Origin of the sequence: Micromonospora sp. NPDC023814, assembly GCF_040639595.1 — a bacterium.
GTDB lineage: Bacteria > Actinomycetota > Actinomycetes > Mycobacteriales > Micromonosporaceae > Micromonospora.
Window position 1 is genome coordinate 22,674 of sequence record NZ_JBFAAF010000082.1, and the last position, 6,463, is coordinate 29,136.

At 72.8% G+C, this 6,463-nt stretch carries 8 protein-coding genes; 1 reads left to right on the top strand and 7 read right to left on the bottom strand.

Annotation, left to right across the window (positions count from 1 at the left end; genetic code table 11):
* Positions 1–75: 75 nt before the first annotated feature.
* The 7 genes from AB0G14_RS30020 to AB0G14_RS30050 form a co-directional block, all read right to left on the bottom strand.
* A complete protein-coding gene (locus tag AB0G14_RS30020; RefSeq protein ID WP_357703151.1) occupies positions 76–1,302 on the bottom strand; it encodes an HNH endonuclease in 1,227 nt (408 codons plus the stop codon).
* Positions 1,303–1,357: 55 nt separating this feature from the next.
* A complete protein-coding gene (locus AB0G14_RS30025; protein ID WP_357703153.1) occupies positions 1,358–1,630 on the bottom strand; it encodes a DivIVA domain-containing protein in 273 nt (90 codons plus the stop codon).
* Positions 1,630–2,700, bottom strand: coding sequence for an FAD-binding oxidoreductase (locus tag AB0G14_RS30030; protein ID WP_357703155.1), 1,071 nt, complete (start codon positions 2,698–2,700; stop codon positions 1,630–1,632). Before AB0G14_RS30030 ends, AB0G14_RS30025 begins: the two co-directional genes overlap by 1 nt.
* Entirely contained in the window at positions 2,697–2,990 is a 294-nt protein-coding gene (locus tag AB0G14_RS30035) for a hypothetical protein (protein WP_357703157.1), read from the bottom strand. The genes AB0G14_RS30030 and AB0G14_RS30035 overlap by 4 nt, the downstream gene beginning before the upstream one ends.
* Positions 2,987–3,226 carry a hypothetical protein gene (locus tag AB0G14_RS30040; protein ID WP_357703159.1) on the bottom strand — a complete coding sequence of 80 codons (240 nt, stop codon included), beginning with the start codon at positions 3,224–3,226 and terminating at the stop codon, positions 2,987–2,989. The genes AB0G14_RS30035 and AB0G14_RS30040 overlap by 4 nt, the downstream gene beginning before the upstream one ends.
* Positions 3,227–3,602: 376 nt before the next feature.
* Entirely contained in the window at positions 3,603–4,457 is an 855-nt protein-coding gene (locus tag AB0G14_RS30045; protein ID WP_357703161.1) for a hypothetical protein, read from the bottom strand.
* Between the two features lie 64 nt (positions 4,458–4,521).
* Positions 4,522–4,998 (bottom strand): hypothetical protein, encoded by a 477-nt coding sequence (locus AB0G14_RS30050; RefSeq protein ID WP_357703163.1) that lies wholly within the window; start codon positions 4,996–4,998, stop codon positions 4,522–4,524.
* A gap of 293 nt (positions 4,999–5,291) precedes the next feature.
* Between AB0G14_RS30050 and AB0G14_RS30055 the strand changes: the two genes are divergently transcribed.
* On the top strand, positions 5,292–6,463 hold a 1,172-nt coding region (locus AB0G14_RS30055), incomplete at its 3' end, for a helix-turn-helix transcriptional regulator (protein ID WP_357703165.1).

The window sequence follows — 6,463 nt, forward strand, 5'->3', positions numbered from 1 at the left end:
GATCACCCCTCGTGTCGCGTCGCACACGCTCCGACGTAGACGGTCTCACGAGGTTCGATGTAGGGCCAAGGGTTGTCAGGGCATTCCGGCGACCTCGCGGCGGTGGGCGCGCAGCGCTGCGGCGTCTGGACGGTCCGCCGTACGGGCCGGCGGGCGCAGTCGCTCGCCGTGCCATTCGGCGTAGTGCGCGGCCTCCGCCTTGACCCGGACGCGAAGCTGCTCATCGACCCAGATCACGCCGCGGTCGAAGAGGTTGTGCAGGTCGGCCCGGAGCAGCAGGCCGTTGGTCACCCGGTTCGTGGCGGGTCCGTCGTACGGCGAGATGTGGGCGGCCTGGAGGGCGACCTCGGTATCACAGCCGGTGATCGCGCAGCGTCCCCCGTACGCCTCGATGAGCCGGCGCCGGAAGCCGGGCTGCCCCTGGCGGGCGGTGACCTCTGCGAGCCGCCGGCGACGCCCCTCCGGCAGCCCTTCCGGCTCCGGCGCGCGGCGGCCGTCCAGCACGGCGGCGAGGCGCTCGGCCTCCTCCGGCCGCATGCCGCGCACCCGCCGGACGGACGTCGCCAGCACACCGGGGACGGCGTGCACGTCGGCCAGGAGGAACCGGGTCAGCTCGTGGTCCCAACGGATGGGCACCCGCCACTCGGGCTTGTCACTGCCCGTCTGCTGGTAGGGCTCGTCCCAGACGACTCCGCCGGCGACAAGCCGGCCGATGGGTTCGGTGGCGTACGCCCAGATCCGGTCGCCGGGGGCGATCTGGTGGTAGCTGGAGGCGAGCTGCCAGTCGACCACGCCCTCCGTGGTGGTGAAGTACTCCCAGACGCTGCGGTCGTCGCCCCACTGCGGGCCGCGCTCGTTGACCGGGTAGATCCAGTCCGCTGGGCCGCCGGTTGGTGCGTCGTCGCCTCGGCCCTGCCCGGGGAGCTGCCGGTTGAAGCGGGGACGCACCCGCTGGAGCAGGGCGTCTTTCAGCCCGTCGGGGTCGTCGGTCTCCCGCCAGCGGACCTCGCACCCGCCCAGCCAGTCGGCGATCTCGTCGGCCGACGCCTCCCGACCGAGCTGCTCGTCGAGCCACCGGCCGACGTTCTTGTGCAGCGCCGACGAGCCCCGGTTGCCGGTCAGGTGCTGGCGCAGCCGGTCGCGCAACGGCTGCTTCGTGGTGTTGCCGACATAGACGATCTCGTCACCGTCGAGGACCACGTGCACGCCGAGCGCCCGGGGTCCCTCAGCGGCCACCTCCCTGGTGTACGGCTGGGCGGGGCTGAAACCGTCGAGCAGGTCATCGGGAGGGCTGTCGGCCATCCCCGGACGCTACCGGCCACCGTGCCGCCCCGCCGTCCTCCGAAACGTCGGCCGCTCATCGAACGGCTTGCCGGGCCCGCGACCGTTCATCGGCGTGCTGGCCCTGCCAGGTGCGGAGCGCCTCCTTGATGCGGTGGTTCTCCGCGCGGGTGAGGTCGAGTTGGCGGGTGCGGTCGCGCAGCTCGTGGGCGAGGCGGTGCAGCAGGGCGTCGACCTCGTCGACCCGGTAGCCGCGCCGGCAGAGCGACGTGCGCGGCAGCGCGACGCCGAGGATCCGGTCCGGCGTCAGCGGGCCGGGCTGGGCGTGCCGGCTGCGGTAGACGGCCATCAGGGCGCCATCTCCGACGGCAGGTGGATGCGGTCAGCGGGCACCCCGGCGGCGAGCAGCCGCAGCCGCGCCCCGGCGAGCATCGGCGGCGGGCCGCAGACGTACACGTCGTGGTCAGGATGGTGGTGGTCGAGGGCGATGGTGAGGGCGTCGCCCTGCTCGGCCGGCTCGGCGCAGGGGTCGTGGCTGAAGGCGGGCACGACGGTCAGCCAGTCGTGGGCACGCTGGAGCCGGTCGAGGGCGATCGCGTCGTAGAGGTCCGCGAAGGTGCGGACGCCGACGACCAGGGTGACCCGTCGGCCGTCCGGCGCGGCGGCGACCTGCTCGACCAGGGCGCGCAGCGGCGCCAGGCCGGTGCCACCGGCGACGAGCAGCAGATCTCTCCGCAGGGGCAGGTCCAGGGACAGGCCGGCGTCGCAGGGCGGGCCGAGCCAGAGCGGTTCGCCGGGGCGTACGTCGTGGACGAGGCTGTGGGAGACGGTGCCGGCGGCGAGGGCGCGGACGTGCAACTCGACGGTGCCGTCCGGGCGCGGGGCGTTCGCCGGAGAAAGCCAGCGCCAGCGACCGGGCCGGCGCGGCGTGCAGACCGGGACCGCCTGGCCGGGCCGGTGGGGCAGGCGCCGCCAGGGGCGTACGGTCAGGATCGCGACGGTGTCGCACGGCCGGTCGCGGTCGATCACCTCGGCGGGCCACCACGCCGGCCCGTCGCCGGCGCGGGCGGCGGCGTCGCGCACGGCCTCGGCGGCGCGACGGCCGGCGCGCTCCCAAGCATCGGCGAGCGCCGGTGTCCACAGTGGGCGGGCCTGCCGGGCGACGGCGGCGAGCAGCGCTTCGCCGATGGCGGCCTCGTGCGGCAACAGGCCGTGCCGGCGGTACGCGCGGCCGAGCACCGCCAGCAGCGCCGCCCGCCCGGCGGGGTCGTCGCCGCCGCTGGTCAGGCGGCCGAGCGCGGCGAAGAGCAGCGGCGCGTCCCGTTCGGGGAGCAGGCCGGGGCGGCCGTCCTCCAGCGTGCACCAGAAGTCGTCGGCGCCCTTGTCGACGGCCGCCTCCCACGCGGCGGTGAGATTCACGCGCCCACCTCGCCGGCGAAGGCGCGCCGCGCGCGGGCGACCCGGTCGTCCGGCAGGCCGAGCGCCCACAGGACGCCCGCCAGGTAGTCGACGATCCGCCGGTGCTGCGCCTCCGACAGGCCGAGCCCGCGCCACGGGTCCGGGGTTGGCTGGCCTTCGAGGGCCGCGGCGAGGCTCGCCGCCAGGTGCGCGCCGAGCCGGTCCAGGTCGACCCCGATGAGGTACGGCGACAGCTCCGCGTCCGCCACCACCAGCCGCAGCCACTGGCCGACCGCCTCCTGCCCGGTCACACCCAGCCGCCCTGCTCGGCCTCGGCCCCGGCTTCGGTTTCGGTGTAGCCGGCGGCTTCCAGGGTGGCCCGGCCCCAGCGGGCGAGGCGGCACGGGTAGGGGACGCGTTCGCTGCGGCACAGCTCGCCCTCCGGCCAGCTCTCCGGCACGTGGGTGCGCACCGCCCGTACGGCGGTGGCGAGATCCTCGTCGGTGACGGGGGTAAGGACCGGGAAGTCATCGAGCAGGGTGGGCATGCCGGCTCCGGAGATGTGTAAGGAGGGGGCCCTTGCTAACGGATTCGGTAGAGGAAGGGCCCCTTGCTAACGGGTGGATTGGCGCCGGGGCGGGCGGGAGCGGAGCTGCGTCGTTCGGGTCGACGCAGCTCCGGAGCCAGCACCCGCCCCGGGCCATGCGTCGACCTTCACCATTGGCCACGGCACTCGGTATGCGGCGATGATCGTGGTGGCGATACACGGTGCGCATACGGCTGCTCACTCATCGGCCCACGCCTGGCACTCCAGATGCCGGGCCGGTCTCATGCGTGCGAACCGGCTGACCCTGTGCAGGACGTAGAGCGCCCTGGGCCGTTGCGGTCATCGGCCTGGCCGGCGCGTATTCAGCGCCTGCCCTCTACGCTGCCGACGCTGTCGAGCTGCCCCGTCCATGCGGGCATGACCGGTGGGCGGCCCAGCGGCGGGCGGCGTCGAGAAGCGGGCCATGGTGGGGCGCCGGAGCGGCCTGCTGCTTGCGCTGCCAGAGCACGACCAGGGCCTCGGCGAAGGCCGTCACCGCAGGCTCGGGCGCCTCGGCGAAGGCGGGTACCTGCCGGCCCCACTCCTCGGCGGCGGCCGGATGGTGGCCGGCGCGGATCAGACGCAGCAGCAGGAGTGCGGTGTCGATCCAGGCGGCACCGCGAGCGGGCCCGGACCAGTCGACGAGCCGGACGATCCGGGTCTCCCCCACATCACGATCTGATCGGCTCTCGATCAGGAAGTTCCGGGGCGTCATGTCGGTGTGCAGGAGGGTGTCGCCGTCGACCAGCTCGGGGGCGATGAGAGTGCGCCAACGGTCGGCGAAGGACGGCACGGCGACGGAAGGGCACGGCGTGAGCTGCCGCGCCAGGTCACCGAGAAGGACCGCCAACGGGATCAGGTCGGGTGAGCCCGGGGCCAACTCGGGATGACGACCGGCGGCGTGTTCGAACCCCAGGAGCAGCCAGCCGTCGCGCTCGACAGTCCAGAGCAGACGGGGTGCCACCGTGGGCAGCCACGGATTGACTCGGGCCTCGTTGCGGTAGAGCCAGCCGAACCGACCATCGACCTGACCGCCTTTGCAGAAGACGGGACGAACGGCGGTGTCGAGGGTGACGGCAACGTCGCTGGCGGCGCCGGTCGGGATCGTGCTCACGGAGCGGATCGGGCCGGTGTGCTGCTCGACGTCACGCCGTACCCCGTCGGGAAGTTCCTCCCAGTGGCGGCGTGGCATGTGGTGGCCTTCCGGCGGCGTGCGGTCCCGGGCAGTCTATGCCCGGGACCGCTGGTCAACCGGCCTACTTCTTGGGGCTGTCGTGGCAGCCGGCGTGGCACTGGTTGCACTTTGAACTGCAGTCGGCGGCACCAACGGCCCAGAGCGGCGCGTCGAGGGTGAAGCCGGCGGCGGTGATCGCGGCGACCGTCCGGGAGATCGGGGTGCCGATCGGCTCCGGGGCGGACGGGCGATTGTCGTCCGGAACGGGCTCGGGCTGGTGGTGGATGAAACGGCCGGCGACGTGGTCGCAGAACTCGGCGTAGTCGTGGGTGTGGAGGATGAAGGTGTGCCAGCCGATGTCCACCAGGTCGGTCGGCCCGATCGGCTCGGCGGTGACGGCACACGCGCCGAGGAAGGCCAGCGCCTGGTCCATGACCCTGACCGGCAGGTCCGGGGCCAGCTCGGCGTGGTCGTGGGCGATGCGGGTGGTCAGCCGGTCGAACAGCTCGTCCGGTACGAGGCTACGGCCGGTGCGGGTCTTGTCGACGGTGAGCAGCATTGGCGCTCCTTCCGTTGAGCGGGGTCTGCGCCCAGACTGCGGCCCGGCTGTCCGGCGACGGATGACGGCGCGAGCATCGTCGATATGCGCGGCGCGTATATCGGACCGCCACGGAGTGGCTTCAATGGATAGGCTCGACAAGGCGAGATGGACGGAGCCACCTGCGCATGGCGAGGTTGCCGGTGACACACGCGAACTGCCCCCGATGTGGCGCGCGCCTGGCCCGCGACAACGACAGCGGGCGCTGTGCGCCGTGCCAGGCCGCCGAACGGGACAGGCTGAGCACGCCGCCGGTGGTGCCGGCGAGCTTCTGGGAACATGAGCCGGTGCGATGGGCCCTGACGGAGCGGCACCTCGGGCGGGTCATCCGGGCGTACCGGTGCCACCCGTACCACGGGCGGCAGCCGCTGCCGCAGACGGTGGTGGCGGGGTGGCTGGGGATCACGCAGGCGCAGTTGAGCCGCGTGGAGAACGGGCCGCCGATCATGCACATGGATCGACTGGCCCACTGGGCACAGGTGCTTCGGGTCCCGCCCCGCTTTCTGTGGTTCAGCCTCCCCACCCGATCGAGCAGAGTTGCGGGGCACGACGCCGGATCGGTGGAATGCGCCGGACTCAGTACCCCGCCGGCACTGGCCAGTGCCGGCACCTCGTCACCGAACCAAGGGGGTGGCACCACGGACCGCCGGCAGTTCCATGCCCTCGCTGCACTCGCGGGCATCGCCGCGACCGGTTCCCTCGCCATGCTCGCCGCACCTGGCAACGCGGCCCGGAACATCGGCATGGAACACGTGCGAGCGGTCAGCTCCCTGGTGGACGAGTTTCGTCGCGCCGACGCGGCAGTGGGCGCCAACCAGCTCTGCGACATCGCCATTCGGGTACACGCCCAGCTGTCGGAATGGGCAGCGAAGGCCACCTACAGTCGGGGCGTCGGCGAAGCCCTCCAGGCCACCCTTGCCGACCTGGCCATAGAAACCGCCTGGCTCACCGTCGACGCGAACCGCCGCGCGGAGGCCAGGGCCTACCTCAATGACGCGATCACCAGAGCCCGCTTCTGCGACGACCCACGGATGGAGGTACGCGCGTTCGCCTACCTCGCGCTGCTGACCTGCCAGACCCGGCCGGGCGAGGCGCTGCACGCCGTCGAAGCGGCACTCCGATCCTCCGCCGGATGGGGCACCCCACGACTGGCCACGCTGCTGCACCTACGTGCCGCAAGCACGTACGCCACCCTGCACGACATGAGCGGTTTCCACCGAGCGATGAGCAGGGCTCAACGCGAGTTCGACCGTGGCACCTGCGAGGAGGACATGCCGTTCCTTCACTTCGTCACCGCGCAGGAGATCAAGGGCATCGAGGGCCTCGCCTACTACGGCAGCCGCCATTTGTTAGCTGACCAGGGCGTAGTCGCGGTTCAGTCGGGTGCGTTGGTGGAACCAGCGTGCGCGGGCCTGGTGGCGGCGTC